Origin of the sequence: Tenebrionibacter intestinalis (genome assembly GCF_016632365.1) — a bacterium.
GTDB classification, from domain to species: Bacteria; Pseudomonadota; Gammaproteobacteria; order Enterobacterales; family Enterobacteriaceae; genus Tenebrionibacter; species Tenebrionibacter intestinalis.
The window spans coordinates 15,439-40,119 of record NZ_JAEPBH010000037.1 but is presented as its reverse complement, the minus strand read 5'-3'; the positions used below and the strand labels follow the sequence as shown (position 1 = coordinate 40,119).

At 55.2% G+C, this 24,681-nt stretch carries 23 protein-coding genes and 1 pseudogene; 5 read left to right on the top strand and 19 right to left on the bottom strand.

The window, feature by feature from the left end; genetic code table 11:
• Positions 1-38: 38 nt before the first annotated feature.
• The 14 genes and pseudogenes from JJB97_RS13840 to yceD form a co-directional block, all read right to left on the bottom strand.
• Positions 39-878, bottom strand: a pseudogene (locus JJB97_RS13840) (PTS transporter subunit EIIC); the annotation flags it as partial.
• 299 nt (positions 879-1,177) lie between these two features.
• On the bottom strand, positions 1,178-1,972 hold the full coding sequence (locus tag JJB97_RS13835; RefSeq protein ID WP_238714579.1) for a metal-dependent hydrolase: 795 nt from the start codon (positions 1,970-1,972) through the stop codon (positions 1,178-1,180).
• Positions 1,973-1,982: 10 nt separating this feature from the next.
• Positions 1,983-2,990 (bottom strand): DNA polymerase III subunit delta', encoded by a 1,008-nt coding sequence (gene holB / locus JJB97_RS13830; protein ID WP_238714578.1) that lies wholly within the window; start codon positions 2,988-2,990, stop codon positions 1,983-1,985.
• Positions 2,990-3,628: a dTMP kinase gene (gene tmk / locus JJB97_RS13825; protein ID WP_238714577.1), complete on the bottom strand. Its 639-nt coding sequence runs from the start codon at positions 3,626-3,628 to the stop codon at positions 2,990-2,992. Before tmk ends, holB begins: the two co-directional genes overlap by 1 nt.
• Positions 3,618-4,640, bottom strand: a complete 1,023-nt coding sequence (gene yceG / locus JJB97_RS13820; protein WP_238714583.1) for a cell division protein YceG — start codon at positions 4,638-4,640, stop codon at positions 3,618-3,620. The genes tmk and yceG overlap by 11 nt, the downstream gene beginning before the upstream one ends.
• 11 nt (positions 4,641-4,651) lie before the next feature.
• The gene (pabC, locus tag JJB97_RS13815; protein ID WP_238714576.1) at positions 4,652-5,452 is read right to left on the bottom strand and encodes an aminodeoxychorismate lyase; all 801 of its coding nucleotides are present in this window, start codon (positions 5,450-5,452) and stop codon (positions 4,652-4,654) included.
• Positions 5,453-5,703: 251 nt separating this feature from the next.
• A complete protein-coding gene (fabF, locus tag JJB97_RS13810) occupies positions 5,704-6,945 on the bottom strand; it encodes a beta-ketoacyl-ACP synthase II (RefSeq protein ID WP_238714575.1) in 1,242 nt (413 codons plus the stop codon).
• 89 nt (positions 6,946-7,034) lie between these two features.
• Positions 7,035-7,271 (bottom strand): acyl carrier protein, encoded by a 237-nt coding sequence (gene acpP / locus JJB97_RS13805; protein ID WP_003857954.1) that lies wholly within the window; start codon positions 7,269-7,271, stop codon positions 7,035-7,037.
• A gap of 154 nt (positions 7,272-7,425) precedes the next feature.
• Positions 7,426-8,160 (bottom strand): 3-oxoacyl-ACP reductase FabG, encoded by a 735-nt coding sequence (gene fabG / locus JJB97_RS13800; protein WP_238714574.1) that lies wholly within the window; start codon positions 8,158-8,160, stop codon positions 7,426-7,428.
• Between the two features lie 13 nt (positions 8,161-8,173).
• The gene (gene fabD, locus JJB97_RS13795; RefSeq protein ID WP_238714573.1) at positions 8,174-9,103 is read right to left on the bottom strand and encodes an ACP S-malonyltransferase; all 930 of its coding nucleotides are present in this window, start codon (positions 9,101-9,103) and stop codon (positions 8,174-8,176) included.
• 17 nt (positions 9,104-9,120) lie between these two features.
• Complete coding sequence (locus tag JJB97_RS13790) at positions 9,121-10,074, bottom strand: beta-ketoacyl-ACP synthase III (RefSeq protein WP_238714572.1); 954 nt, start codon at positions 10,072-10,074, stop codon at positions 9,121-9,123.
• A gap of 6 nt (positions 10,075-10,080) precedes the next feature.
• Positions 10,081-11,115: a phosphate acyltransferase PlsX gene (gene plsX / locus JJB97_RS13785; protein WP_238714571.1), complete on the bottom strand. Its 1,035-nt coding sequence runs from the start codon at positions 11,113-11,115 to the stop codon at positions 10,081-10,083.
• A 12-nt stretch (positions 11,116-11,127) separates the two neighbouring features.
• On the bottom strand, positions 11,128-11,298 hold the full coding sequence (rpmF, locus tag JJB97_RS13780) for a 50S ribosomal protein L32 (protein ID WP_238714570.1): 171 nt from the start codon (positions 11,296-11,298) through the stop codon (positions 11,128-11,130).
• 16 nt (positions 11,299-11,314) lie between these two features.
• Entirely contained in the window at positions 11,315-11,836 is a 522-nt protein-coding gene (gene yceD / locus JJB97_RS13775; protein WP_238714569.1) for a 23S rRNA accumulation protein YceD, read from the bottom strand.
• 140 nt (positions 11,837-11,976) lie between these two features.
• On the opposite strand from yceD, the gene JJB97_RS13770 reads away from it, so the two are divergent.
• On the top strand, positions 11,977-12,558 hold the full coding sequence (locus JJB97_RS13770; RefSeq protein WP_238714568.1) for a Maf family protein: 582 nt from the start codon (positions 11,977-11,979) through the stop codon (positions 12,556-12,558).
• 11 nt (positions 12,559-12,569) lie between these two features.
• On the opposite strand, the gene rluC is transcribed toward JJB97_RS13770, so the two are convergent.
• Positions 12,570-13,523 (bottom strand): 23S rRNA pseudouridine(955/2504/2580) synthase RluC, encoded by a 954-nt coding sequence (rluC, locus tag JJB97_RS13765; RefSeq protein WP_238714567.1) that lies wholly within the window; start codon positions 13,521-13,523, stop codon positions 12,570-12,572.
• Between the two features lie 630 nt (positions 13,524-14,153).
• On the opposite strand from rluC, the gene rne reads away from it, so the two are divergent.
• Positions 14,154-17,435, top strand: a complete 3,282-nt coding sequence (gene rne, locus JJB97_RS13760; protein ID WP_238714566.1) for a ribonuclease E — start codon at positions 14,154-14,156, stop codon at positions 17,433-17,435.
• Positions 17,436-17,938: 503 nt separating this feature from the next.
• Here rne and murJ read toward each other — a convergent pair.
• The 4 genes from murJ to rimJ form a co-directional block, all read right to left on the bottom strand.
• On the bottom strand, positions 17,939-19,474 hold the full coding sequence (gene murJ, locus JJB97_RS13755; protein ID WP_238714565.1) for a murein biosynthesis integral membrane protein MurJ: 1,536 nt from the start codon (positions 19,472-19,474) through the stop codon (positions 17,939-17,941).
• A gap of 140 nt (positions 19,475-19,614) precedes the next feature.
• Positions 19,615-20,538 (bottom strand): Gfo/Idh/MocA family protein, encoded by a 924-nt coding sequence (locus JJB97_RS13750; protein ID WP_238714564.1) that lies wholly within the window; start codon positions 20,536-20,538, stop codon positions 19,615-19,617.
• Positions 20,539-20,541: 3 nt separating this feature from the next.
• Complete coding sequence (locus tag JJB97_RS13745; protein WP_238714563.1) at positions 20,542-21,189, bottom strand: YceH family protein; 648 nt, start codon at positions 21,187-21,189, stop codon at positions 20,542-20,544.
• Between the two features lie 9 nt (positions 21,190-21,198).
• Positions 21,199-21,783 carry a ribosomal protein S5-alanine N-acetyltransferase gene (gene rimJ, locus JJB97_RS13740; RefSeq protein ID WP_238714562.1) on the bottom strand — a complete coding sequence of 195 codons (585 nt, stop codon included), beginning with the start codon at positions 21,781-21,783 and terminating at the stop codon, positions 21,199-21,201.
• 203 nt (positions 21,784-21,986) lie between these two features.
• Between rimJ and grxB the strand changes: the two genes are divergently transcribed.
• The 3 genes from grxB to pyrC all read left to right on the top strand — a co-directional run bounded on the left by grxB (position 21,987) and on the right by pyrC (position 24,625).
• Positions 21,987-22,634: a glutaredoxin 2 gene (gene grxB, locus JJB97_RS13735; RefSeq protein ID WP_238714561.1), complete on the top strand. Its 648-nt coding sequence runs from the start codon at positions 21,987-21,989 to the stop codon at positions 22,632-22,634.
• Positions 22,635-22,895: 261 nt separating this feature from the next.
• Positions 22,896-23,456 carry a lipoprotein gene (locus JJB97_RS13730; RefSeq protein WP_238714582.1) on the top strand — a complete coding sequence of 187 codons (561 nt, stop codon included), beginning with the start codon at positions 22,896-22,898 and terminating at the stop codon, positions 23,454-23,456.
• Between the two features lie 122 nt (positions 23,457-23,578).
• Complete coding sequence (gene pyrC, locus JJB97_RS13725) at positions 23,579-24,625, top strand: dihydroorotase (protein WP_238714560.1); 1,047 nt, start codon at positions 23,579-23,581, stop codon at positions 24,623-24,625.
• The last annotated feature ends 56 nt before the right edge of the window (positions 24,626-24,681 follow it).

The following is a 24,681-nucleotide window of genomic DNA, read 5'->3' as shown; positions in this document are numbered from 1 at the left end:
TGCTGGTTTATTAGTGCTGAGTTTGTGGGGATCCCTCAGACTTTAGCGCGGTTTTCCGGTTTAGCAGAGTGCCAGATAGCAATCGCTGCAGCCGGCAGGCCGTACATTTTGAACAGGAACCCGCCAGAAAGTTTGCCGGCCGTCGGATCGCCCGCCATATAGCGCGGTATATCGCCGTGGAAAACCTGGCCTGCTGCATTCACGTATTCGCCAATCTGCATCTGGAAAGGAACATTCCAGATATGGTGCAGACCAAAAGGCACCAGGCAACGCTCAATGAAGCCATAGAGACCAAACGCCATTACCGGATTCTGATAGGCCGCCCACTGTGAAAAAGTCTGGATAGCGCTACCAATCGGCGGCCAAATAAAGGACAGAATCACGCCGAAAACAATAGCGGTCAAACCAGAAATAATTGGAACAAAACGCTTACCGGCAAAGAAACCCAGATATTCGGGAAGCTTAATACGGTAGAAACGATTAAACATGTAGGCCGCGATAGCGCCAGCAATAATACCACCCAGTACGCCGGTGTCGGCAAGATGTCTGGAGGTAATCTCTTCTGCGGGCAGATGCAGAACCAGCGGTGCAACAACGGCCATTGTTTTCACCATGATGCCGTAAGCGACAACTGACGCCAGACCTGATACGCCATCGTTATTGGTGAAGCCCAGCGCAACGCCGATAGCAAAGATCAGCGGCATATTGGCGAAGACGGAACCACCCGCTTCGGCCATGACATGGGAGACTACCGCAGGTAGCCAACTGAAGTTAGCAGAACCGACGCCCAGCAGAATACCTGCGATAGGCAGTACGGAGACTGGCAGCATCAGCGATTTACCCACCTTTTGCAGGTTAGCAAATGCATTTTTGAACATAATTGAAAGTGCTCCTGAGTATTTGTGCTCTTTTTTTTCGCTTACGCGTGCGATCCTGGGGAGAAACGGATCATGTACAGGGCATCTGAGCGCCCTTTATTTATTACACAGCATAAAATAAATCACTGTGGTTTTGTTTGATGGCTATCACGTTTCAGCAGCCACTAACTAAAACCTTAAACAAATCCCTGCTATTTACATTTCAAAACGTGTCTGAAAACCGCGTTTCCGCCCTTTAACAGGGCGGTGAACTTTACCCGCATTACCTATTAATTACGAGAAATAAAATAAATGCGGAATCAGTCGCTGCACAGGTGGGAGAGATCGACAGAAAAGAGGTTAACGAAGTTTTGTGTGGTTATTGCAGCCAGTTCCTCTACCGACACCCCTTTCAATACAGCCATATATTCTGCAACATCCCTGACGTATGCCGGCTGGTTCTCTTTACCCCGGTAAGGCACTGGAGCCAGATAGGGCGAATCGGTTTCTACCAACAAGCGATCTAACGGCACATAGCGAGCGGCTTCACGCAACGCGTCTGCGTTACGAAACGTCACAATTCCGGAAAAAGAGATATAAAAACCTAAATCCAACAGCTTACCCGCCGTTTCCCGATCCTCAGTAAAACAGTGTAGTACGCCCCCACAGTCTGTCACCTGTTCTTCACGCAGAATCGCCAACGTATCGTCCCGCGCCTCACGGGTATGGACGATAACCGGCTTTTTCAGTTCGCGTCCGATGCGGATATGGTGGCGGAAAGATTCCTGCTGACGCGCCTTTGTTTGCGGCGTATAGAAGTAGTCCAGCCCCGTTTCGCCCATTGCCACTACGCCCGGCTCGGCAGCCAGACGACGTAGCTGCGCAACATCGTATACCTCATCCTGATTCAGCGGATGAACGCCGCAGGAGAAAGCCACATTTTCGCGCTCACCGATAAGTTCACGCATGTTGCGATATCCTGGCAGCGTCGTGGCGACCGCCAGGCAAAATTTCACGTCCTTGCTTGCGGCCTTAGCCAGTACATCATCCACATTAGCATGCAGCTTTTCATAATCCAGGCCATCGAGATGACAGTGAGAATCAACTAAAAACATAATATCTCGCTTATAGATGCGGTATCGGTAGTACGCTGCCTGGCTGAGCGTAGCGCTCCCAGCCAAGCAGCATTTCCGTTAGCAGCAGTTCACGGTTCAGCCCGGGTATGGTAACCAACTGCTCGCGGCAGCGAAAAAGCGTGGTAGCCATCGCCTGTAGCACAGAGGGCGCCAACGTATCCGCCAGCGCAGCAACCAGCGCCAGCATGTCAACGTTGCTCAGCCCACAGGTAATCCCCTGACGTCGCTTCATAGCATCGAGCAACAGCGCGGCAAGCCAGCGCAGCGGCGCTTCAACAGGTTCGTGATTAAGCTGGTTGAGCAGCAAAATCCAGTTGTTTTGCGCTATTGCTAACGACACCTTTTCACACAGCGCCAGGCGGGCCGCCCATAGTTCGGATGTAAGCAGTTCAAGCGCGGCGGCAGGCGCGCCGGCACTCAGCCGCAAAGCAGCGCGCAACGCATCTTCAGGCATTTGTGCCTCACGCGCCAGCCAGCCGACGGCAAAGTTTTCATCCGGCGGGGGGAGATGCCAGTAAAAACAGCGGCTGCGCAGCGTTGCCGGTAACCGCTGAGGTTCGCGACAGCCGAGGAAAAACCAGCTATTCGCCGCCGGCTCTTCAAGTGTTTTCAGCAATGCATTGGCAGCCGATTCGGTGAGTTGTCCGGCATCGGGCAGCCAGACCACTTTAGCCCCTCCCATGCGGGCATGCGCGTATATTTTTTCATTCACTTCGCGAACAGCATCAATGCCGAGGGAGGTTTTACCTTTTTCCGGATCCAGTACTCTGTAATCCGGGTGTGTGCCCGCCTGCATAAGCTGGCAACTATGGCAGCGTCCACAGCTTTTTGTACCATCGGGCTGGCTGCACATCAGCCAGCGGCTGAGCGCATAAATAAGGGCGTCGTCCCCCATTCCCGCTAGCGCATGCACTAACAATGCATGATGCCCCTTTCCTTGTTGATAGCGGGCTATCAGGCGATCAAAGGACGGACGCAGCCAGGGGTACCAGCGCATTATCTGTGCTCCTTAACCCAACGCACGATGGTTTCGCATATATCCCGCCGCACGTCTGCCAGCGGCTGCGTAGCATCAATCTTCACGATACGCGGATCGGCTGCCGCCAGTTCAAGGTAGCGCTCGCGGGTGCGGTTGAAAAAGTCCAGCGATTCCTGCTCAATGCGGTCAAGCGCGCCGCGAGCGCGAGCGCGGGCCAGACCAACCTCCGGCGTCACGTCCAGATAGAGCGTTAAATCCGGGGCAAAATCGCCCAGAACCGCATCGCGCAACGTCTGCAACAGCCGGCTATCGATGCCGCGGCCACCGCCCTGGTAGGCCTGCGTTGAGAGATCGTGCCGATCGCCGATTACCCAGGCGCCGCGCGCCAGCGCAGGTTTGATAACCGTTTCCACCAGTTGAATTCTGGCGGCATAAAACATCAGGACTTCCGCCTTTTCCGTCACGATTTCATCGCCCGTAGCGTTGATATCAAGCGTCAGGGCGCGCAGCTTTTCCGCAAGCGGCGTGCCGCCGGGTTCGCGGGTGAAAACCATGTTATCGATACCCTGCGCGCGCAGCGTTTCAACCACCCACTCCCTGGCGCTGGTTTTTCCTGCACCTTCCAGCCCCTCGATAACAATATATTTACTGCCCATCTTTATTCCTGATTACATTCAGATAGCTGCGCACCGCCTGATTGTGATCGCGCAGATTGGTATTAAAGGTGTGGCCGCCTTTGCCGTCGGCCACAAAGTAGAGATAGGGCGTCTTCGCCGGGTGTGCTGCCGCCTGTAAAGCGGCGAGGCCCGGTATCGCAATGGCGCCTGGCGGCATACCGCTGATAATATAGGTATTATACGCGCCTGGCGTTTCCAGATCGCGGCGCGTCAGTCTGCCTTTATAGTTTTCTCCCAGGCCATAAATCACGGTGGGATCGGTTTGCAGACGCATACCTGTTCGCAGACGATTAATAAATACCGACGCCACGCGATCGCGCTCTTGAGCCACTGCGGTCTCTTTTTCGATAATAGACGCCATTATTACCATATCGCCTTTATCTTTATAGGGCAGCCCCTCAGCGCGCCCCCGCCAGGCCTCATCAACCGCACTTACCATACGCTGGTGCGCACGTTTAAGCAGCGCCACATCGCTGGTGCCTGCGGTATAAAGCCAGGTGTCAGGATAGAACCACCCTTCCACCTGTTGCGCATTGTCAATACCCAGCGCGTCGGCAACCGTCGCATAGTTATTATCTTTCAGCGTGTGTTTGATCCAGGGTGAAGCCCGGATTATCTTAAGCCAGTCGCTCAGGCGCTGCCCCTCAACAAAACGCAGCGGAAACTGGGCTTCTTTACCGCTTACCAGCAACGTAAGCATTTGCGAAACGGTCATCTGCGGCGTCAGTCGGTAGGTTCCGGCTTTAACTTTCGCCAGTTCAGGTCTGAGATAAAGCAGCCATTGAAAAACGCGCGGTCGATTGATAACGTTGGCGGCGTAAAGCTCTTTACCCAGCTTTACCCGCCCGGTGCCGGGCTTAAGGGTAAAAATCAGCTCTTCTTTAATTAACAACCGGCTGTGGGCCAACTGGCGTAAGTTCCAGTACCCCGCCGCAGCGGCAAGCCCCAGCGCAATCAATAAAATAAGAAGAATGCCCGCTTTCTTTTTCATCATGTCCCGGTTTACTCACATTGTGGCGCTAAATAGCGATACAGCTCGCGCGAAGAATATCTCCACTGCGCGGCCTGGCGAACCGGCAGCACCGGCATCAGCGCATTGCAGATAATCACTTCGTCCGCTTGCGCCAGCGCCTCAGGGCTCGCATGCACTTCGCTTACCTCCCATGTTGACGCTGCAAGTATTGCCAGAATATGACGCCGCATAGTGCCATCCACACCTGCGGCATCAAGCTTCGGGGTATAAACCGCCTTCCCCGTGCGCCAGAATAAATTAGCGGCACAGCATTCCGTAAGCCACCCGTCAGTGTCAAGCACCAGCGCCTCATCGGCAGCCAGATGGTCAAGTTGCGCCCGAATTAATACCTGCTCCAGGCGATTAAGATGTTTAATGCCCGCAAGCCATGGATTACGGCCAAGCGGTACAGGCGAATGCGCCAACACGGCTCCCCGTAACCTGATTTCATCATAATGGGCGGGGTAAGCGCTAATTCGCAGCAGGCGATTCGGCTCTGTGCCGGTTTCGGCAGAATAGCCGCGCCCGCCGCTGCCGCGAGTGAGGATGATTTTCAGCACAGCGCGCGCATGGCCACATGCCAGCCGTTCACTCTCTGTATGCAGCCGTTCGCGTTCAGGGGTTGCGATCCCCAGCCGACGGCAGCCCTCTTCCAGCCGATCGAGATGATGGTTTAAAAAACGCACCTTGCCATTCACTACACGCGCCGTGGTAAAGCAACCATCGCCAAATTGAACAGCACGATCGTCTGCCGCCACATACGTTTGCTCAGCGCCGTTAATCAGCCACATAGAAGTACCTGTGCATAAGAGGGGAGAATAAGTCTCGCAGGGAGAAGAAAGCAGAGCAAGCCGCAAGTTAAGTCAACGCTGACCCGTCAGTTTGATGGCATGGCGAGTAATGTACTGATTTTACACGGTTTTACAGGAATCCACCGGAAAATAAAACAGGGTATCCCCCGTTTTATTTTCCTGGCTCTTCGGGCCGAAAAGGCGCAAACCGGAGTTTGTCAGCAGTTTCTCCGGCCCGACTGAGGCGACCGTTAGATCTTTTTAAATATCAGCGAACCGTTAGTGCCGCCAAAACCGAAGGAGTTGCAAAGCACATACTCTATATCGGGAACCTGACGCGCCTCATGTGCAACAAAATCAAGATCGCATCCCTCGTCGGGATTGTCCAGGTTAATGGTCGGCGGTACCGCCCGATCGCGCAGCGCCAGGATCGAGTAGATGGACTCTACCGCGCCCGCCGCGCCCAGCAAATGTCCGGTCATCGACTTGGTTGAGCTGACCAGCACGCGGCTGGCGTCAGCGCCAAATACTGATTTTACAGCCTGCGTTTCGGCGCGATCGCCTGCAGGCGTTGACGTGCCATGCGCATTCACATAGCCAATCTGGCCCGGCGCCACGCCCGCGTCACGCAGCGCATTTTCCATCGCCAGCGCAGCGCCGGCTCCGCTTTCTGGCGGTGAGGTCATATGATAAGCATCACTGCTCATACCAAAACCCACAACTTCGCAGTAGATTTTCGCACCGCGCTTTTTCGCATGCTCATACTCTTCGAGAATAAGAATACCCGCGCCGTCGCCAAGCACGAAACCATCACGCTCTTTATCCCACGGGCGGCTCGCCGCCTGCGGATTATCATTGCGAGTGGAAAGCGCTCGCGCGGCGCCAAAGCCGCCTACGCCCAGTTGGGTACTGCCTTTTTCCGCGCCGCCGGCCATCATGACGTCGGCATCGCCGTAAGCAATAATACGCGCCGCATGGCCGATATTATGCACACCTGACGTACAGGCGGTAGCAATAGAGATGCTTGGGCCACGCAGGCCAAACATAATAGTCAGATGCCCCGCCACCATATTGACAATAGTAGAAGGAACGAAGAACGGGCTGATTTTACGCGGGCCACCGTTCATCAGCGCCGTGTGGTTTTCCTCAATAAGGCCGAGGCCGCCGATACCTGAACCAATTGCTGCTCCCATGCGAGGGGCGTTTTCTTCTGTCACTTCCAGACCAGAATCCCGCATGGCCTGAATGCCGGCTGCGATCCCGTACTGAATGAAGGTATCCATCTTGCGTTGATCTTTACGCGAAATGAATTCATCACAATTAAAATCTCTCACCAGGCCTGCAAATTTTGTTGCATAGGCGCTGGTATCGAAATGGTCAATCAGGCTGATGCCACTCTGACCGGCAAGAAGAGCTTTCCAGTTTGACTCTACGGTATTGCCGACAGGAGACAACATGCCAAGTCCGGTCACAACTACACGACGCTTAGACACGCTTGTCCTCCAGGGAGGGAAAATTGATACAAATGAGGAAATTACAACAAAAAACTCAGGCGGTCGAATGACCGCCTGAAGATGTTCACTTACGCCTGGTGGCCGTTGATATAATCAATAGCTGCCTGAACGGTAGTGATTTTCTCTGCTTCTTCGTCCGGAATCTCGGTATCAAACTCTTCTTCCAGAGCCATTACCAGCTCAACGGTGTCAAGAGAATCAGCGCCCAGATCTTCAACGAAAGAAGCGGAGTTCACAACTTCTTCCTGCTTAACGCCCAGCTGTTCGCCAATGATTTTCTTAACGCGTTCTTCGATAGTGCTCATACTCTTAAATTTCCTATCAAAACTCGCTTTCGCGATGGTTTTCGTAGTGTATAAAATGTTGAAAAAGTTGCAACAAAAAACCGGCAGTCCAAACCACGATTTTACGCTATTTTGCGGGCTGTTGCCCAAATAACGCAAATTAAATTATTCGTGGTTAAACCATGTACATCCCGCCGTTGACGTGCAGCGTTTCACCAGTGATATAGCCCGCTTCATCAGAAGCAAGGAATGCAACCGCATTGGCGATTTCTTTTGGGTCGCCAAGGCGACTCGCCGGAACCTGCGCCAGAATGCCTGCACGCTGTTCGTCTGACAGCGCGCGCGTCATGTCCGTTTCAATAAATCCCGGAGCCACAACGTTGACAGTAATGCCGCGCGAGGCGACTTCTCGCGCCAGCGACTTACTGAAACCAATCAACCCAGCCTTCGCCGCAGCGTAGTTGGCCTGACCAGCATTTCCCATTGTCCCAACGACGGAACCAATGGTGATAATACGACCGTGACGCTTTTTCATCATAGCGCGCATTACCGCTTTAGACAGACGGAATACCGATGACAAATTGGTTTCGAGAATGTCGTTCCACTCGTCATCTTTCATTCGCATCAACAGATTGTCACGCGTGATACCGGCATTATTGACCAGAATATCCACATCGCCAAATTCAGTGCGGATAGTCTCCAGCACCGACTCCACAGACGCCGCGTCGGTTACATTAAGCAACAGCCCTTTGCCATTCGCCCCCAGGTAATCACTAATAGCCTGCGCGCCGCGCTCGCTGGTGGCGGTACCGATAACTTTCGCTCCGCGAGAAGCCAGCGTTTCGGCGATAGCGCGCCCAATTCCGCGGCTTGCGCCAGTAACCAGCGCGATCTTTCCTTCAAAACCCATGATTTTCCTCGACTTATTGTTCAAGCGCCGCAACCAGCACCGCTGGCTCGTTGAGCGCAGACGCCGTCAGGGTGTCGACAATACGTTTCGTCAGACCGGTTAATACTTTCCCCGGCCCCACTTCATAAAGCTGTTCAATGCCTTGTGACGCCATAAACTCGACGCTGCGCGTCCACTGCACCGGGCTGTAAAGCTGGCGCGCCAGCGCATCACGAATTGCCGTAGCGTCGGTTTCGCATTTTACATCAACGTTGTTCACAACCGGGATCTGCGGAGCGTTGAAAGTCACTTTTTCCATCTCAACGGAAAGTTTCTCCGCCGCAGGTTTCATCAACGCGCAGTGAGAAGGGACGCTGACCGGCAATGGCAGCGCGCGCCTGGCGCCGGCGCTTTTACAGGCGGCGCCGGCACGCTCAACGGCGTCTTTATGACCGGCAATCACAACCTGCCCCGGCGAATTGAAATTAACTGGCGAAACCACCTGCCCCAAAGCCGCCTCTTCGCAAGCCCGGGCGATTACCGCGTCGTCAAGGCCGATAATAGCGGCCATCGCGCCCGTGCCTTCCGGCACCGCATCCTGCATCAACCTGCCGCGCAGCTCAACCAGCTTAACGGCATCGGTAAACGATATAACGCCCGCGCAAACCAGCGCTGAATATTCGCCAAGGCTATGGCCTGCCATCAGCGTGGGCGTTTTACCGCCCTGCTGTCGCCAGACGCGCCAAAGCGCAACGGACGCGGTAAGCAGGGCAGGCTGAGTCTGCCAGGTTTTATTCAGTTCTTCCGCCGGGCCTTGCTGGGTCAGCGCCCATAAATCGTAGCCCAGCGCCGCAGAGGCTTCACGAAAAGTTTCTTCAATCACCGGAAAACGCGCAGCCATATCGGCCAGCATGCCTACAGACTGGGAACCCTGCCCCGGGAAGACAAATGCAAATTGTGCCATTTCTGTAACCCTTTTCTTTAAAAACGAACCAGCGCAGAACCCCAGGTAAAACCGCCGCCAAAGGCTTCGAGCAGCACCAGTTGGCCTTTCTTAATACGGCCATCGCGCACGGCTTCATCCAGTGCCGCAGGCACAGAAGCCGCAGAGGTATTGCCATGTCTGTCGAGAGTGACCACGACATTATCCATCGACATACCCAGTTTTTTCGCAGTGGCGCTAATAATACGCAGGTTCGCCTGATGCGGCACCAGCCAGTCCAGCGCGGTGCGCTCAAGATTATTCGCCGCCAGCGTTTCATCAACAATATGCGCAAGCTCAGTGACGGCCATTTTGAAAACTTCATTACCCGCCATCGTCAACCAGGTGGGGTTATCGGGGTTAACGCGATCCTGATTCGGCAATGTCAACAACTCGCCATAGCTGCCATCGGCATGAATGTGCGTTGAGAGGATGCCTGGCGCTTCAGACGGCGCTAACACCGCAGCGCCTGCGCCATCGCCAAATAAAATAATCGTACCGCGATCTTCAGGATTGAGCGTACGCGCCAGTACATCGGCGCCTACGACCAGGGCGCGCTTGGCCGCGCCGTTTTTCACATACTGATCGGCAATGCTCAACGCATAAGTAAAGCCTGCGCATGCGGCGGCGACGTCAAACGCCGGACAGCCCTTAATGCCCAGCATCGCCTGGATTTGACACGCCGCGCTCGGGAAAGCATGCGTTGCCGAAGTGGTCGCAACGACAATCAGATCGATATCTTCTTTCGCGACATTCGCCATCTCCAACGCACGAAGGCAGGCCTGGTAACCCATCGTCGCGACGGTCTCATCAGGGCCGGCAATGCGACGCTCCCGAATACCGGTACGGGTTACAATCCACTCGTCTGACGTATCGACCATTTTTTCAAGGTCGGCATTCGTCCTTACGCGCTCGGGCAGCCAACTGCCCGTGCCAATAATCTTTGTATACATGTACGCTCAGTCACTTTTGGGTAATACAGATTCCAGGCGTGCGGCTATCCGCTGCGGAACCTGCCGTTGCACCGCCTGCACTGCCTGTTCAATCGCGACCGCAAACGCTCGCTGATTGGCGGCACCGTGGCTTTTAATCACTGTACCGCGTAATCCTAGCAGACAGGCTCCGTTATACTGGTCGGGGTTCAGATGACTGAATCGTCTCATCAGCCTGTTTTGCAACCATCGCTTGAGTAAAAGTAGCCACCATGCGCTTTTTTTCCCTTCTCCCTGCCCTTTTAGTACAGAGAGAAACATTCTGACTACGCCTTCCATGGTTTTTAACGTCACGTTGCCGACAAAGCCGTCGCAAACCAGCACATCTGTTTTACCAGTCAGCAAATCGTTAGCTTCAAGGTAGCCAATATAATTTATTAAAGGGTCCGCTTTAAGCTGCGCGCTGGCGTCCCGGATACTCTCCCGCCCTTTGGTTTCTTCTTCGCCGATATTCAGTAGCGCCACGCGCGGGCGTTCAATGCCAAGCACTTCCTGCGCCATGACCGAACCCATAATAGCGAATTGCGCCAGCATGCGGCTGCTGCATTCAATATTAGCCCCCAAATCCAACACCACCGTTTTACCGCACTGTTGATTTGGCAACACCGTCATCAACGCCGGACGCTCAATGTTGTCGACAGGCTTAAGCAGGCTTTTCGCCAGGCCCATGAGCGCGCCTGTATTGCCTGCGCTAATACAAGCCTGCGCGCGTCCTTCTTTTACTAACTCCAGCGCGACGCGCATGGATGTCCCACGGCTGGCGCGAATAGCCTGGGCTGGTCGGGCATCACTTGCAACAACCGATTTAGCTGGAATAATTTGCAGGCGTGAGCGCTGCTCAAAATCGGCTCTGGCAAGAAATGGCGTTATAGCGTCGGGCGAACCAACCAAAAGAAGATGAAGATGGGGATTAGCGTCAAGTGCCTGCAAAGCAGCAGGCACTGTCACGGCGGGGCCGTAATCCCCGCCCATAGCATCTAACGCAAGGGTTAGATCTATCAAGGTATCGCCAGATTACTTAGCGATAACCTTACGGCCGCGGTAGTAACCGTCGGCGGTGACGTGATGACGCAGGTGAGTTTCACCAGACGTTTTATCTACAGACAGGCTGGACGTAGTCAGCGCATCGTGTGAACGACGCATGCCACGCTTGGAACGGGTTGGTTTATTCTGTTGTACGGCCATGGACCTTACTCCTCAATTACTTACGCTTTAAACTGGCTAATACGGCAAATGGGTTTGGTTTTTGTGCCTCATCAGGCAGTTCACCAAAGACCATGTCCGCGTCGGACACTTCACAGTGTTCAGAATCATGAACCGGAACGACCGGCAGAGCGAGGATCAACTCATCCTCAACCATCGCCAGCAGATCGATTTCGCCGAACTCGTTAACCTGAATCGGCTCATACGCTTCCGGCAGTGCTTCGGCCTGTTCATCGGTGACGACCGGGCTGAAACAATACGTTGCGTGAACGTCGAGGGGAAAGGGTTGATTGCAACGTTGACACGTCAGCGTTACCGCTACCCGCGCCTCGCCGGTAATCACCGCAAGGCGCTGCTTGTCGATTGCGAACGACAGCGCACACTCCACATCACTGTCCACGCTGACAACAGACTCAGCCACACGTTCAACCTGCTCAGGCAGATAAACGCCGCGATAATCAAGGCGCTTTTGAGCGGTGCGGACCGGATCCAGTGTCAGGGGTAATTTAACCTTTTGCATAGGGCGCGCATATTAACGTCGGAATGTCGCAGAGTCAAAGAAAAAGGCGGCGCGCGCCTGCGTTTGCCATTTATTCGTATATCGAAGGAGCGCTTCGTTTAAAATAGACCGCACATTTACGTAATTTTACCGGCAATACTATGATACCTCTTGTTCTCGCCTCAACCTCGCGCTACCGCCGCAGCCTACTGGAAAAACTGGGGCTTCCTTTTATCTGCGCCGCGCCCGACGTAGATGAAACGCCACAGCCAAACGAAAGCGCGCGTTCGCTGGTCACTCGCCTGGCGCAGGCAAAAGCGCAGGCCCTTGCGACCGCCTATCCGGCGCATCTGATTATCGGTTCTGACCAGGTATGCGTACTCAACGGCCAGATTACCGGTAAACCCCATACCGAAGACAACGCCGTCGCACAATTGATGCTGGCGCGCGGCGCAAGGGTTTCCTTTTATACCGGCCTTGCGCTCTATAACAGCGCCAACGGCAATTTACAGATTGCTTGCGAGCCGTTTGACGTACATTTTCGCCACCTGACCGAAGCGGAGATTCGGCGCTATATTCAGCTCGAACAGCCGTTGCAGTGCGCAGGCAGCTTTAAAAGCGAAGGATTAGGCATTGCTCTGTTCGAAAGGCTGGAGGGGCGGGATCCCAACGCCCTGGTTGGTCTACCGCTCATTGCGCTGTGTAAAATGCTGGAAAATGAAGGGCGCCATCCGTTGGGATAACGCCCAAAGATTTATTTACCGCTGCGCAGCATCTTCAGGCAGCGGCGCAGCATCTCATCCAGCGGCGCTTCCACGCGCATCTCCTCGCCCGTTTTCGGATGCGTAAAGCGCAACGCCGCAGCATGCAAAAACAGGCGGTTTAACCCGGTATCCGCCAGTTGGCGGTCAAAGCCGCGATCGCCGTAGCGATCGTCAAAAGCGATGGGGTGCCCGGCATGCTGCGTATGGACACGAATCTGGTGCGTGCGCCCCGTCACAGGACTACAGCGCATCAGCGTGGCAAACGCATAGCGTTCTTCCACTTTAAAACGCGTTTGCGATGGTTTGCCTTCGCTGCTGACGCGTACAATACGCTCGCCGCTTTGCAAAATATTCTTCAACAGCGGCGCCTGCACCTCCTTTACATGAGACTGCCACTGGCCGCGCACCAGCGCCAGGTAATCTTTCTGCATCCCTTTTTCACGTAACTGCTCGTGCAGCGAACGCAGCGCGGCGCGCTTTTTAGCCACCAGCAATACGCCGGAAGTATCCCTGTCGAGCCGGTGAACCAGTTCAAGAAAACGCGCCTCAGGGCGCAGCGCGCGCAGCGCTTCAATAACGCCAAAGCTCAGGCCGCTGCCGCCATGCACTGCCGTGCCGGAAGGCTTATTCAGCGCCAGGATATGCTCATCTTCATAAATGATGGCATCGCTTAACGCCGAAACCTTCTGCAAATGGGGAGAAACCACCGCGTCTTCACGTTCAGCGACGCGCACAGGAGGAATGCGCACTTCGTCCCCGGCCAAAAGCTTATACTCCGGCTTAACGCGTTTTTTATTCACGCGGACTTCGCCCTTGCGCAGGATGCGGTAAATCATGCTTTTGGGCACGCCTTTAAGCTGCGTGCGCAAAAAGTTATCAATTCGCTGCCCTGCTTCATCGGCAGAAATGGCAACATGCTGTACGGAAGGAGTCTCAGTTTTCATGGACGGCGATTCTAAAGAGGCCCGTTGCCGAGCGCCACTGATTTTTATGCCTCGCCTGTGAGCGATCATCTGAATATTCTGCCTGAAGGATGCAAAAATTAAATTGAGTATATACTTACCGCTGAACCGGTTTCTTTACAGCGTTGCCCGCCTTATTGATTGTTATTACAGCAATAAGAATGGCGCAGTTGAAAAACTGTGAGCAACCGGGTGATAAAAGGTAAAAGCCTTCTTGCTATAACAAGGTCAGCAGTGGAATAATGTTGCAGTTTTCCGTGTTTACACTTGTTAAAACAAGGCTTTTGCGGAATCACCAATTTTGCCTGAACGTTGACTCGCGCAGCAATGGCGTAAGACGTTGTGAGCGTTCAGGCAGTTAACGGGCTGCGGGTTGCAGACCTTACCGGCATACGGAATCTTCTCTGGCACTCTCTATCCAGGCTGTTCCCAGGATTAAATGCGCTGTTTTTCCGGCTGAAAAACAGGCTGCCGATACTTTGCGCCTCATAGCATTCGACAACCGGGAGGTTGACGATTTTGCGAACAGTCACGAGGCCATCGGCTTACATCCGGTAAAACGTACCACGCCCGCCGCTCTGTCGCCAATGTCAAAATAATGAGTCAGTTACGATGAAAAGAATGTTAATTAACGCAACTCAACAGGAGGAGTTGCGTGTCGCCCTTGTGGATGGTCAACGCCTGTACGACCTGGACATAGAAAGCCCAGGCCACGAACAGAAAAAAGCAAACATCTATAAAGGCAAAATTACCCGCATCGAACCCAGCCTGGAAGCGGCGTTCGTTGATTATGGCGCTGAACGCCATGGTTTCCTCCCTCTCAAAGAAATCGCTCGCGAATACTTCCCTGGCAACTACTCCGCGCACGGTCGCCCCAACATTAAAGATGTGCTGCGCGAAGGCCAGGAAGTTATTGTTCAGATAGATAAAGAAGAGCGCGGCAATAAAGGCGCTGCGCTGACCACCTTTATCAGCCTGGCGGGCAGCTATCTGGTTCTGATGCCGAACAACCCACGCGCAGGCGGAATTTCACGCCGTATTGAAGGCGATGACCGCACCGAGCTGAAAGAAGCGCTGTCTTCGCTGGAAGTGCCGGATGGTATGGGCCTTATCGTGCGAACCGCAGGCGTAGGAAAATCCGCCGAAGCGTTGCAGTGGGATCTGGGCTTTCGCCTTAAGCACTGGGAGGCGATTCAGAAAGCCGCCGAAAGCCGCCCTGCGCCGTTTCTGATTCACCAGGAAAGCAACGTTATCGTACGCGCCTTTCGCGACTATCTGCGTCAGGACATCGGTGAAATCCTTATCGATAACCCGAAAGTGCTTGAACTGGCGCGCCAGCATATCTCTGCGCTGGGTCGCCCGGATTTCAGCAGCAAGATAAAGCTTTATAGCGGCGAAATCCCGCTGTTTAGCCACTACCAGATAGAATCGCAGATAGAATCCGCCTTCCAGCGCGAAGTGCGCCTGCCCTCCGGCGGTTCAATTGTGATTGATACCACCGAAGCGCTGACTGCTATCGATATTAACTCCGCGCGCGCCACCCGCGGCGGCGATATTGAAGAAACCGCGTTTAACACTAACCTGGAAGCAGCCGACGAAATTGCCCGCCAACTGCGTCTGCGCGACCTCGGCGGCCTGATCGTCATCGATTTTATCGACATGACGCCGGTACGCCACCAGCGCGCGGTGGAAAACCGCCTGCGTGACGCGGTGCGCCAGGATCGCGCACGCATTCAGATAAGCCATATTTCCCGCTTCGGCCTGCTGGAAATGTCGCGCCAGCGCCTCAGCCCATCGCTGGGCGAATCCAGCCATCACGTATGCCCGCGCTGTAGCGGCACCGGCACTATTCGTGATAACGAATCGCTGTCGCTGTCCATTCTGCGTCTGATTGAAGAAGAAGCGCTGAAGGAAAATACAAAGGAAGTACACGCCATCGTACCGGTACAGGTAGCGTCATATCTGCTTAACGAGAAGCGTGATGCCGTTAACGCAATCGAAACCCGCCAGGATGGCGTGCGCTGCGTTATCGTGCCAAACGATCAGATGCAAACCCCACACTATTCCGTGCTGCGCGTGCGCAAAGGCGAAGAAACCCATACGCTAAGCTATATGCTGCCGAAGGTGCATGAAGAAGCCATGACCATGCCGTCTGATGACGAGCACGCCGAACGCCGCCGCCCGGAACAACCGGCGCTGGCAACCTTCGCTATGCCGGATGTGCCGCCTGCGCCGCAGGAGAGCGCCGTAAAACCGGCCCCCGAGGCCAAAAAGCCGCAGGCAGCCCAAACGCCAGGCCTGGTTACCCGCTTTTTCAACGCGCTGAAAAAAGTATTTGCCGGTGAAGAAGCTGCGGCAAATGAGGCCAAAACATCAGGCAAAGTCGCTAACACAGCGGAACAACGCCAGGAGCGCCGCCAGGGCAATCGTCGTCAGAATAATCGCCGCGATCGCGGCGAACGTAACGGGCGTGAACATCGCGAAACGCGCGATACTCGCGACAACCGCAGCGAAGGACGCGATGGCCGCGACGATAATCGCCGTAACCGCCGTCAGCAGCAGAATACTGACGCGCCCGCGGCCCGCCAGACGCAGCAAACGCAGGCCGCCGTCGAAGAAACGGAGGTTAAAGCCAGAGAGCCACGCCGCGAACGCAACCGCCGCCGTTCGGAAGACAAACGCCAGGCGCAGCAGGAAATCAAAGCGCTACAGGCGCAGCCGGAAGACATAGCTGACGACAGCGCGCAGGAAGAGCGCGTGCAAACCATGCCGCGTCGTAAACAGCGCCAGCTAACGCAGCCGGTTCGCATCAACGACGCTGCGACAGAACAGCAGCCTGAGGCCGTCCCTGCCGCACAGCAGGCGCAACAGCCTGTCGAAGACGTAAACGCGCCAACAGCGCATACTGAACTGGCGACACGCCCGCTGCCTGCGGTAATTGCGCAAACGCCGGTCCCCGAAACCAGCGAAGACGCCGACGATAGCGGCGAGACGCGCAGCGACAGCACAGGCATGCCGCGTCGTTCACGTCGTTCTCCGCGCCATCTGCGCGTCAGCGGCCAGCGCCGACGTCGCTACCGCGATGAGCGTTACCCTACCCAGTCGCCGGTGCCGTTAGCTGGAGGCTTCGCGTCGCCGGAAATGGCGTCAGGTAAAGTATGGATTAGCTATCCGGTCGCGCGCGTACAGGAACAGGAAGCCGAACAGGTTCAGCCGAAACAGACTGTCGGGGAGGCCGTACCTGCGCCTGAGCCCGCCGCCGTTGAAGCCGCGCCGACGCCTTCAGTTGTGGAAACAACGCGCCCGGAGGTTACGGCTGCGCCGGAAAACCACGAGCCGCAACCGATCGCTGCGCGTGAAGAAGACACCGCCGAACGCGTTAACGCAGAAGCAGAACCGGCTCAGTCTGCAAAAGCTGAAATTATCGTTAACGCCGAGGCTGAGGCTTATGACGGTGAAGTAAAAAATGCGGCGACGGAATCCAATCCGGCCACGCAAACGCCTGTGACGCCGCAAAACCAGACGACGCCAATCGCTGACACCGTCGTTCCGCCTGCTGACGATACGCCAGCACAGCCTGAGGCGGCGCATCCGACTATGGCGGCGACGGAACATGAAGCCATTACGCTCCCGCAGCCCGCTGAAACACAGGCTGTCGCAAAACCCGTCGTCGAGTCTCAACCACCGGCAGCGACGCAGGCGCCAGCGGGGATTGCAACGCACGCTACAGCCCCGATGACGCGCGCCCCGGCTCCGGACTATACGCCGGAACCGGTTCGCCACAGCGCCTGGGTACGCCCTGCTTTTAATTTCTCCGGCAAGGGCTCCGCAGGCGGGCATAGCGCAACGCATCACGCCACTGCGCCGGCGACCAGGCCTTCCGCCGTGGAGTAAGCCGCCCAGGTAGCGAAACCGGGCCGAACAGGTTTGGCCCTGCGTTTACCAACAGTCTTAGCCGGTCATTGACCGGCTAAGACGACAAACCCCATCCTGACGCAGACAGGATGGCTGAAATAAAATAAAAAATAAGGAAAATCAATACATTGTTTTTCGCCTGCTTACCACAAAGTAGGAAAAAACGGGTTTTTCCTTCTTTGACAACAATCTGAGCCGGTCATCGACCGGCTTTTTTATTCTTCCCCCATCACGCGCGCCTGCTGCTTGCAACGTAGCTAACCCTGGCAATACCTTTCGTCTGGCCGCCCTTACAGAACGCAATCCTACAACTGTGGTTAAAGACAGCCCCGGCTTATACCGCTGCGCACTTCCGGCATCCTGCCTGCAACCTTCGCTGCCCCGGCACGTACGCACATAATCACGCCGGGTAGCGGTAGAGGAAGCGCAATAAAAAAGCCGGACGACAGCGCTATCGTCCGGCTTGTTGCGATCTGCGTTATTTATACGGTGCGGCGTGCGAAATCCTTCGGGCGAAACCCAAGGGCTGCCAGGGTGGCGAAGTAGGCCGCAATGCCCACAGCGACGACGGCCATCAAACGCAGCAACCGGTACGGCATTGCCCCCAGTTCCCAGGCGGGCATAAGCTGCATCATGCCAAGCAACGCTGCGGACATTACCAACACGGCAATGACCAGACGCAGCAGAAAGGGCGCCCACCCCGCCTGCGGCTGGAAAATATTGCGTCTGCGCAACTGCCAGAACAGCAGCCCGGCGTTCAGGCAGGCCGCAAGGCCGATGGAAAGCGACAGCCCTGCGTGCTTCAGCGGGCCAATAAACGCCAGGTTCATTAACTGGGTAGCAATAAGCGTTACGATAGCGATCTTTACCGGCGTTTTAATATCCTGCCGGGAGTAGAACCCCGGCGCCAGCACCTTAACCAGAATCAGGCCAATCAACCCGACCGAATAGGCAATCAGCGCTCGCTGGGTCATTGCCGCGTCAAAAGCCGTAAATTTACCGTACTGGAACAGCGAAACCGTCAGCGGTTTCGCCAGCAGGCCGAGCGCCACGGCGCTCGGCAGCGCCAGCAGGAAACACAAACGCAGCCCCCAGTCCATCAGGCGGTTATATTCATCGTGTTTGCCGCTGGCAAAACTTCGGGACAATGACGGCAGCAGGATAGTCCCCAACGCGACGCCCAGCACGCCAGAAGGAAACTCCATCAGGCGATCGGCGTAATACATCCAGGAAACGGAGCCGGAAACCAGAAATGAAGCGAATATCGTATTGATAATGAGCGAGACCTGGCTCACAGAAACGCCAAGAATGGCAGGCCCCATCTGCTTTATTACCCTTATTGCGCCCGCATTTTTAAAACTCACGCGCGGCAATACCAGCATACCGATCTTTTTCAGGTGCGGAAGCTGGTAAAACAACTGCAACACGCCGCCAACGGTAACCGCCCACGCCAGCGCCAGCACCGGCGGATTAAAGTGCGGCGCGGCAAAGAGCGCAAACAGGATCATACTAACGTTAAGCAGCGTCGGCGCGAACGCCGGGACGGAAAAGCGGTTCCAGGTATTGAGAATAGCGCCCGCCAGCGACGCCAGTGAAATCAGCAAAATATAGGGAAAGGTAATGCGCAATAGCTGCGAGGTAAGCTGAAATTTCTCTGCGGTATCGCTAAACCCCGGCGCGGTCACCATAATGACCCACGGCGCGGCCAGAATACCCAACGCAGTGACCAGCGCCAGCGCCAGCGTCAGCAGCCCGCAGACATAAGCAACGAATACCCGGGTTGCCTCTTCGCCTTCCTTGCTTTTGTATTCAGCAAGTATCGGCACAAACGCCTGAGAAAAAGCGCCTTCAGCAAAAATGCGCCGCAGCAGATTAGGCAGTTTGAACGCCACAAAGAAGGCGTCTGTAGCCATTCCGGCCCCAAAAACGCGCGCCACAATGGCATCTCGCGCAAAGCCCAGCACGCGCGAAAACATCGTCATAGAGCTGACCGCAGCCAGCGATTTTAAAAGATTCATCTGTGGTGGTATCCCTTTATACCCAAATGCCCAACCTACGGCGGCGGGTATAACGCCTGACGGGCAGGCGTGCGGTGTCAGGCAAAGCGCTTAGTCTACCCGAGCGCGGGGGAATTACTACCGGGAGTTGTTGCAGTCGGTTATTCGTTCACCGTCTCACGCCAGAGCGCTTCCACCACGCGCTGAGCGCGCAGCGCCTCGTCGCCTGAGGTTTCCGGAGCGGTCTGATTCATGACACAATCGATAAAGTGACGCGCGCAGCCTGTAAATCCGCGCTGTTCCAGCGTGCTTTGCCAGCCGGATATAGCCGGGGCGAGCCGCCCTGCGCCCCGCTCTTCGCGCCACTCGCGCATATCAGTCACCTCAAACAACGCGCCATCAGTCACCGCATACAGCCATTCCCGCTGGCTACCGGCGCGTCGGTGCATGGCGGTGGTTATCTGTAACCCGCCGCGGCGGAAGCGATGCCCGGCATAAAGCATCTGCCCGCGGTCGTTAGTATGTATCCCCCCGCTTTCAAGCCGCGCCTCCCCACCTGCCAGCCACAGCGCCGTATCAATGACGTGCAGATAATCATCCAGCAGCGTGAAGTGCAGATCGCCGGGGCCAACGCTATCCAGGCGATGTTTATCCATCCTCAGCGAAGCCGCTGTCTCCATATGTGCGCTAAGTTTGCGATAAAGCGGCGCAAAACGGCGATTAAACGCGACCATGAGCGTCAGATTTCGTCGCGCGGCAAGCGCGACCAGCCGCTCTGCGTCACTAAGCCGCATCGCCAACGGTTTATCCACGCATACGTGAACGCCTGCGCGCAGCAGCTTACTTACAACCTCATAATGGCTCTGCGTGGCGCTGTGAACAAACACGGCGTCACAACACGCGGCAAGCGCATCCAGCGAAGCGAAATAAGGTATGCGATACATTGCGCATACCGGCGCGGCCTTTTCCCGGCTGGGTGAAAAAGCGCCCGCCAGCGTCCATTCGCTGGCGACGCTTAGCACCGGCAACCACGCTTTGCGGGCTATAGCGCCGAGCCCTACCATGCCAATACGTAATGTCGCCACGGGTTATTCTCCCAAATGCGCTAACAAAGCGGCCAGCCTTTGCTTTAATTCTTCCACCTCGCCCTCAAGGCGTTCAACGCGCGTGGCCAGATCGTCGGATGGCGCGCTTATCGTTTCTGCCGCAGAATCCAGCGCGTCCACTTCACCGCTAAACAGATGCATATAGCGGCTTTCGCGTTTGCCGGGTTCGCGCGCAAGACGTGCGACATAGGGGCCGTCATCCCGCTCAATAAGGCGTGCCAGTATAGCCTCCACTTCAGCGACATCGTTAAATTCATGCATCCGCGCGCCGCGTATGCGCAATTCGCCAGGCGTCTGCGGGCCACGCAGCAACAGCGTAGTCACAACCGCCACCTCTGCCGGGGAAAATTTTAAATCGCCAAATTCAGAGTTACAGAAGCGCTGCTCATATTTGGTTACGCGATGACCAAAGCCATTTACCGTACGCAGATAATGACGCCTGACCAGCTCATCCAGCGTCTCCTGTACCTGCTGTTCGCTCAGGGACATGGCCGGTTCACGGTTGGTTTTTTGATTGCAGGCCGCAACCACGCCATTAAGCGACATGGGATACTGCTCCGGCGTGGTTACCTGCTTCTCCAGCAGGCCGCCTACCACGCGCGCCTCTACTGCGCTCAGTCGATATTTCATTTCATCTCCTTAACGGCCAGCGCTCCAGGCCTTCGTCGTCAGCGCTGTAAGTACATGATCGCGCCAGACGCCATTAATTAACAGGTAGTCTTTGGCGTAACCTTCTTTTTCAAACCCCAACCGCGCCAACAGATCGCCGCTACGACGGTTATGCGGCATGTAGTTTGCCATAATACGATGCATATGCTGAGTACGCTGCATATAGCGAATCGCGCTGGTTAATGCTTCATACATCAGCCCCTGGCCCTGCCATTTTTCCCCCAGCGAATAGCCAAGGTAGCAGGCGTGAAACGCCCCGCGCACCACGTTAGAAAAATTCGCTACGCCGCGAATTTCCGTTTCACCGTTATCCAGCAGCGCAAAATAATACGCCGAACCCTGACGATGCATTTCACTAATCATCGCCAGCCGGGCCTGCCAACCGGAAGGGTAACAGTGGCTATCATCGCGCACGGGTTCCCAGGGCTTAAGAAACAGGCGATTTTCGGCATAATAGTCGGCCAGGCGCCAGGCATCTCTGTCATGAACCAGACGCACTAACAGGCGGTCTGTGGTCAGTCTTACCCTCGGCACATTGCTGCGATAACCAAACATCAATCCCCCGTCTCCTTCATCTGTTTATAAAAGCGTTCGCATTACTATAAACGCGGCGAACAGCGGCGTAAAAACAGTAACCTGCGTTTTTGCGGTTTTTTCTTAAAACCGCAGCGAAGGCACAATGACGGCACACTGGTTTAACCCCGTAGCCGCATTTTCAGCCATACTAAGTGTTACGCATGCCCGGGAGGAGGAGAAACATGAAGCTTTATATTTACGAACATTGCCCGTTTTGTGTAAAAGCCCGTATGATCTTTGGCCTGAAAAACATCCCCGTAGAACTCAATGTGTTGCTTAATAACGACGAAGAGACGCCAGTGAGCATGGTTGGCGAAAAAATCGTGCCGATTTTGCAAAAGGACGACAGCCGCTTCATGTCAGAAAGCATGGATATTGTACGCTATGTCGATAATCTCAACGGCGAACCGCTGCTGACCGGGCCGCGTAATTCTGCGCTGGAAGCGTGGCTGCGTAAAGTCAATGGTTATGTTAACCGTCTGCTGCTACCGCGCATCGCCCGGGCGCCGTTCGATGAGTTTGCCACCGCCCAGGCGCGGCAATACTTCATCAGTAAGAAAGAAGCCGCTATCGGCAGCTTCACGGATAACCTGGCGCACTCTGCCGGGTTGATTAAAAACATTAGCGACGATTTACGCGCGCTGGATAAGCTTATCGAACAGCCGAATGCCGTCAATGGCGACCTTAGCGAGGATGACATCCATCTGTTTCCTTTACTGCGCAGCCTCACGCTGGTTGCCGGCGTCGCCTACCCCAGCCGCGTTGCAGACTATCGCGATAATATGGCAAAACAAACGCAGGTGAATTTGCTGACTTCATCAGCCCTGTAACCTCAGACCTCGCACAGGCGAGGTCACAGAATGTTGACAAAGAAGGAAAAAACGAGGTTTTTCCTTCTTTGTGGTAAGCAGACGAAAACCAATGCATTGATTTTACTTATTTTTTATTGTATTTCCTCCATCCTGTCTGCCTCAGGATGAGGTTTGTCAGTAGTCTCAGACCTCGCTCAGTTAACGCCGGGCGATTCTGCACTGGCGTCGGTTGCGGCTTTATGTCACGATCTGCGGTTTGGTATGCAAATGAGGCTTGCTATGAAGAAGGTGGTAATAGCCGCAGCGCTGATCGTCGGCAGCCTGCTGACAGGGTGCAATCAGCTCACATCGTACACGATAGATGAACAGGAAATTAACCAGGCGCTGGCCAAACGCAACCATTTCGCCAAAGACATCGGCCTGCCGGGCGTAGCGCAGGTACACATTGTGCTGACCAATCTGAACAGCCAGATTGGCCGCAAAGAGCCGAATAAAGTGACGTTAACCGGTGATGCGCAACTGGATATGAGTTCTCTGTTCGGCAATCAAAAAGCCACCATGAAGCTTACGCTTAAAGCCCTGCCCGCTTTCAACCACGAACAGGGCGCAATTTACCTTCAGGAAATGGAGGTGCTCAACGCAACTGTAGAGCCGCAGAAAATGCAGTCGATGCTGCAAACTATTGTACCCTATCTTAACCAGGCGTTACGCAGCTACTTTAACCAGAAGCCGGCTTACGTACTGAGTGAAGATCGCAGCAAAGGCGAAGCCATTGCCAAAAGACTCGCCAAAGGCATTGAAGTAAAACCAGGCAAAATCGTTATTCCTTTCACACAATAACGCCAGCCTCCCGGCAAAAATTCACGCCGGGGGGTGCAAACGAAAACAATTGCGCTTATCCTTAGTGCCCGGCGCAGAACCAGCCCAACGTAGACTGATTTCCCCTAAGCCGGAGCCTATTTATGACCCATCAGATCCAGGTATTAAAAATCCGCCGCCCTGACGACTGGCATCTCCATCTGCGCGATGATGAAATGCTGCACGCCGTTGTGCCTTACACCAGTTCAACGTTTGGCCGCGCGATTGTGATGCCGAATCTGGTTCCGCCTGTCGTCTGCGTTGATGACGCTATCGCCTACCGACAGCGAATCCTCAATGCCGTGCCCGAAGGTCACCGTTTTACGCCGCTGATGACCTGCTATCTCACCGACACCCTTGATCCGGCAGAGCTGGAGCGCGGTTTTAACGAAGGCGTCTTCACCGCCGCCAAAATGTACCCGGCCCACGCCACCACCAACTCCAGCCACGGCGTAACCTGCGTGGAAGCGATTATGCCAGTACTGGAGCGTATGGAAAAAATCGGTATGCCGCTGCTGGTGCACGGCGAAGTCACGCACGCCGATGTTGATATTTTTGACCGCGAGGCACGCTTCATTGAGACAGTAATGGAGCCGCTACGCCTGCGTCTGCCGGGGCTTAAAGTGGTATTTGAGCATATCACTACGCGCGAAGCGGCCTGGTATGTGCGCGACGGCGACGAGCGCATCGCCGCTACTATTACGCCGCAGCACCTGATGTTTAACCGCAACCATATGCTGGCGGGGGGTATTCGTCCCCATCTCTACTGCCTGCCCATCCTCAAGCGCAACGTTCATCAACAGGCGCTACGCGAGCTGGTCGCCAGCGGCTGCGAGCGCGTTTTTCTCGGCACCGATTCCGCGCCCCACGCTCGCCATCGCAAAGAGGCAAGCTGTGGTTGCGCAGGCTGCTTTAATGCGCCGTCCGCGCTGGCCGCTTATGCCACCGTCTTTGAAGAACTTGACGCCCTGACGCTGCTGGAAGCTTTCTGCTCGCTGAACGGCCCGCGCTTTTACGGACTGGAGGCAAATAAAGATACCGTGGAGCTAATACGCCAACCGCAAATCATTGCAGAAAGCCTTGCGCTAAGCGATGGCGCGCTCATTCCTTTCCTCGCCGGTGAAACGCTTCCCTGGTCTGTAAAAGTTTGAGGCCGTTTTTTCTTTCCTCCTGTTGCAAGGCGCCGCCATTAACTGTATATATATAC

What these genes read in the sequence shown, in the direction of transcription:
- JJB97_RS13835 (WP_238714579.1), bottom strand. Translation starts at nt 1,972, where the DNA reads ATGTTTTTAGTTGATTCTCACTGTCATCTCGATGGCCTGGATTATGAA.
- holB (WP_238714578.1), bottom strand. Translation starts at nt 2,990, where the DNA reads ATGCGCTGGTACCCCTGGCTGCGTCCGTCCTTTGATCGCCTGATAGCC.
- tmk (WP_238714577.1), bottom strand. Translation starts at nt 3,628, where the DNA reads ATGGGCAGTAAATATATTGTTATCGAGGGGCTGGAAGGTGCAGGAAAA.
- yceG (WP_238714583.1), bottom strand. Translation starts at nt 4,640, where the DNA reads ATGAAAAAGAAAGCGGGCATTCTTCTTATTTTATTGATTGCGCTGGGG.
- pabC (WP_238714576.1), bottom strand. Translation starts at nt 5,452, where the DNA reads ATGTGGCTGATTAACGGCGCTGAGCAAACGTATGTGGCGGCAGACGAT.
- acpP (WP_003857954.1), bottom strand. Translation starts at nt 7,271, where the DNA reads ATGAGCACTATCGAAGAACGCGTTAAGAAAATCATTGGCGAACAGCTG.
- fabG (WP_238714574.1), bottom strand. Translation starts at nt 8,160, where the DNA reads ATGGGTTTTGAAGGAAAGATCGCGCTGGTTACTGGCGCAAGCCGCGGA.
- fabD (WP_238714573.1), bottom strand. Translation starts at nt 9,103, where the DNA reads ATGGCACAATTTGCATTTGTCTTCCCGGGGCAGGGTTCCCAGTCTGTA.
- JJB97_RS13790 (WP_238714572.1), bottom strand. Translation starts at nt 10,074, where the DNA reads ATGTATACAAAGATTATTGGCACGGGCAGTTGGCTGCCCGAGCGCGTA.
- rpmF (WP_238714570.1), bottom strand. Translation starts at nt 11,298, where the DNA reads ATGGCCGTACAACAGAATAAACCAACCCGTTCCAAGCGTGGCATGCGT.
- yceD (WP_238714569.1), bottom strand. Translation starts at nt 11,836, where the DNA reads ATGCAAAAGGTTAAATTACCCCTGACACTGGATCCGGTCCGCACCGCT.
- JJB97_RS13770 (WP_238714568.1), top strand. Translation starts at nt 11,977, where the DNA reads ATGATACCTCTTGTTCTCGCCTCAACCTCGCGCTACCGCCGCAGCCTA.
- rluC (WP_238714567.1), bottom strand. Translation starts at nt 13,523, where the DNA reads ATGAAAACTGAGACTCCTTCCGTACAGCATGTTGCCATTTCTGCCGAT.
- rne (WP_238714566.1), top strand. Translation starts at nt 14,154, where the DNA reads ATGAAAAGAATGTTAATTAACGCAACTCAACAGGAGGAGTTGCGTGTC.
- murJ (WP_238714565.1), bottom strand. Translation starts at nt 19,474, where the DNA reads ATGAATCTTTTAAAATCGCTGGCTGCGGTCAGCTCTATGACGATGTTT.
- JJB97_RS13745 (WP_238714563.1), bottom strand. Translation starts at nt 21,189, where the DNA reads ATGAAATATCGACTGAGCGCAGTAGAGGCGCGCGTGGTAGGCGGCCTG.
- rimJ (WP_238714562.1), bottom strand. Translation starts at nt 21,783, where the DNA reads ATGTTTGGTTATCGCAGCAATGTGCCGAGGGTAAGACTGACCACAGAC.
- grxB (WP_238714561.1), top strand. Translation starts at nt 21,987, where the DNA reads ATGAAGCTTTATATTTACGAACATTGCCCGTTTTGTGTAAAAGCCCGT.
- JJB97_RS13730 (WP_238714582.1), top strand. Translation starts at nt 22,896, where the DNA reads ATGAAGAAGGTGGTAATAGCCGCAGCGCTGATCGTCGGCAGCCTGCTG.
- pyrC (WP_238714560.1), top strand. Translation starts at nt 23,579, where the DNA reads ATGACCCATCAGATCCAGGTATTAAAAATCCGCCGCCCTGACGACTGG.